This window comes from Streptomyces sp. SPB074, assembly GCF_000154905.1.
Taxonomy (GTDB): Bacteria; Actinomycetota; Actinomycetes; order Streptomycetales; family Streptomycetaceae; genus Streptomyces.
Genome location: NZ_GG770539.1, coordinates 800,074 through 802,231, shown reverse-complemented (window position 1 = coordinate 802,231; position 2,158 = coordinate 800,074). Strand labels below are relative to the sequence as shown.

Annotated in this window: 3 protein-coding genes; 2 read left to right on the top strand and 1 reads right to left on the bottom strand. The window is 75.6% G+C overall.

Features of this window, described 5'->3' with window-relative positions:
• Positions 1 to 133 precede the first annotated feature (133 nt).
• The gene (locus tag SSBG_RS03270; protein ID WP_037868829.1) at positions 134 to 691 is read left to right on the top strand and encodes a TetR/AcrR family transcriptional regulator; all 558 of its coding nucleotides are present in this window, start codon (positions 134 to 136) and stop codon (positions 689 to 691) included.
• 642 nt (positions 692 to 1,333) lie between these two features.
• On the opposite strand, the gene SSBG_RS03265 is transcribed toward SSBG_RS03270, so the two are convergent.
• Positions 1,334 to 1,834 carry an NUDIX domain-containing protein gene (locus tag SSBG_RS03265; RefSeq protein ID WP_008744803.1) on the bottom strand — a complete coding sequence of 167 codons (501 nt, stop codon included), beginning with the start codon at positions 1,832 to 1,834 and terminating at the stop codon, positions 1,334 to 1,336.
• 174 nt (positions 1,835 to 2,008) lie between these two features.
• Here SSBG_RS03265 and SSBG_RS30615 point away from each other — a divergent pair.
• Positions 2,009 to 2,158 (top strand): glycerate kinase (locus tag SSBG_RS30615; RefSeq protein WP_199781332.1); only part of this gene is annotated, 150 nt, incomplete at its 3' end.

Below are 2,158 nucleotides of genomic sequence, written 5' to 3'. Positions count from 1 at the left end.
CCTCGGCCGCGCTCGACCCGGACGAGGTCGAGAACCTCTTCCGCATCGTCGCCGACCTCACCGCCGACGGCGTCGCCGTGGCAAGGTGACGACAGCACCTGCTGTCACTCGGAATTCTCCCTACACTGGCCCCATGGCACGCTGGGAAGGCAATACGCGCGGGCGGCTCGAACGAGCGGCGCTCGACCTCTTCACGGAGCAGGGCTACGACCGCACGTCGGTCGCGGAGATCGCCCGCCGCGCGGGGCTGACGGAACGGTCTTTCTACCGCTGGTACACGGACAAGCGGGAGGCGCTGTTCGGCGGCGGCCAGGAACTGGAGGAACTGCTTGTCGCGGCGGTCGCCGAGGTCCCCGAGGGCACGGCCCCGCTCGACACTCTCCTGCGCGCTTTCACGAAGGCCCCCGGGGTCTTCCGGTCCCGCGAGTTCCTGCGCGCCCGCGCCGCCGTCATCGCGGCCAGCCCGCCCCTGCGCGAACGCGAACTGATCAAGACGGCCTCCATGTCGGCGGCGCTCAAGGAGGCGCTGGAGGACCGCGGGCACCCCCCGGCGGACGCCCGCCTCGCGACCGACGCGGCCATGGCGATCGTGCGGGTCGCGGGGGAGCGGTGGGCGGCCGACGAGTCGGCGGACTACGAGACGCTTCTGCGCGCCGCGGAGAGGGAACTGCGGGCGATCGTCTGCCCCTGAGCCCCGCGGGCCCCGAGGCCGCGTCCGCCCGCACCGTTTCCCGGGCCGCTTCCCGGGCCGCTCCCGCGGCTCGGAGCAGTCCCTCGCGCACCGCCCCGTGCGCGGTCGGCACGCTCGCCACGTGGCCGAGCGAGCGCGGCAGACCGCCGTCCGCACGGCCGTTCCACGGGTCCTCCAGGGGCTCGGCGGACGGAGGGTACCCGGCGCCCACGAGGGTGGCGGCCTCACAGGTCGTGACGGGGGCCTCGTCCACGAGGTCGACCGTGCGGCCGTCCATCGCCCCGGTGAGCGCCAGCCGGACGGCGCCCGCGATGGCGCGGTGGTGCACGAGGGAGTGCGCCTGCGCCGGGTGCGTCTTCCAGGAGGCGACGAGTCCCGGCAGGCTTTCGAGGTGGCCGTCCCCCTCGCCGCACACGAAGCCGAAGCGCAGGACGGACCAGTTCAGGCCGCTCTCCCTGACCAGCACTTCGGCGAGCAGCTTCGTCGCAGGGCAGGGACCTCGGCGGTCGTCGGATCGTCCTCGCGGGCCGGGCGCGTGCGGCCCTGCCCGTGGACGAGGCTGGTGCTCGCGAGGACGCCGCGGGGGCCCGCCGGGGACTCCCGGCGAGGTTCCCGCGGACGTCTCGCCGTCCGGGCGGGCGCTCAACCCTCCGTGCCGCCCGGCAGCACCCCGTCCACCAGCTCGGCCGTTCCCTCGCCCCGGTCGAGCACGTCGAGCGCCGCCGTGACGCGCGCCGCCGCCTGCGGGCGGAGGAACTCCGCGAGGCGGGTGCGCGGCACCATGCGCCACGAGAGCAGCTCGGACTCCTGGAGCCGGATCGCGCCGAGCTGGCGCATGGTCAGCACCCCGCCGTCGTACAGGTGCATGACGAGCGGCGGGCGGGCGGGGCCGCGCGACCAGTCGACCGCGAGGAGCCGCCCGGGCGGCAGGTCGAGGCCGATCTCCTCCCGCGTCTCGCGGCGGGCCCCCTCGCGGGGCGACTCGCCCGCGTCCGATTCCACGGTCCCGCCCGGGATGCCCCAGCCCGGCCGGTAGTTCGGCTCCACGAGCAGTACCCGCCCCTCCGCGTCCCGGAAGAGCGTCGCCGCCGCGGCGAGCACGCGGGGCAGCCCCGCGATGTAGTCGGTGTACGCGCTGTCCACTTCGTTCTCACTCACGGTCACCGACCCTAACGCCCTTTCCCCGGCCGCCCGGTGCGCGCCCACTCCCCGGACGCGCCCGGCCCTCCTCCCGCGGGGCCGGTTAGGGTCGCTGCGGCGTGCGCGCCCGGGCAGGTACGGCGGCGCGCAGGCGACCGACGCGTGCGAAGGAGAGTTGTGACCGAGGAGCAGGGGCGCCCGAGGGTGCTGATCGCCGCCGACAAGTTCAAGGGCTCGCTCACGGCCGTCGAGGTGGCACAGCGCGTGGCCGCCGGGCTGCGGTCCGTACGGCCCGGCCTCGCCGTCGACGCGCTGCCGGTCGCGGAC

Excerpts from the sequence above, each read along its gene's own strand:
- SSBG_RS03270 (WP_037868829.1), top strand. The coding sequence starts at position 134 with ATGGCACGCTGGGAAGGCAATACGCGCGGGCGGCTCGAACGAGCGGCG.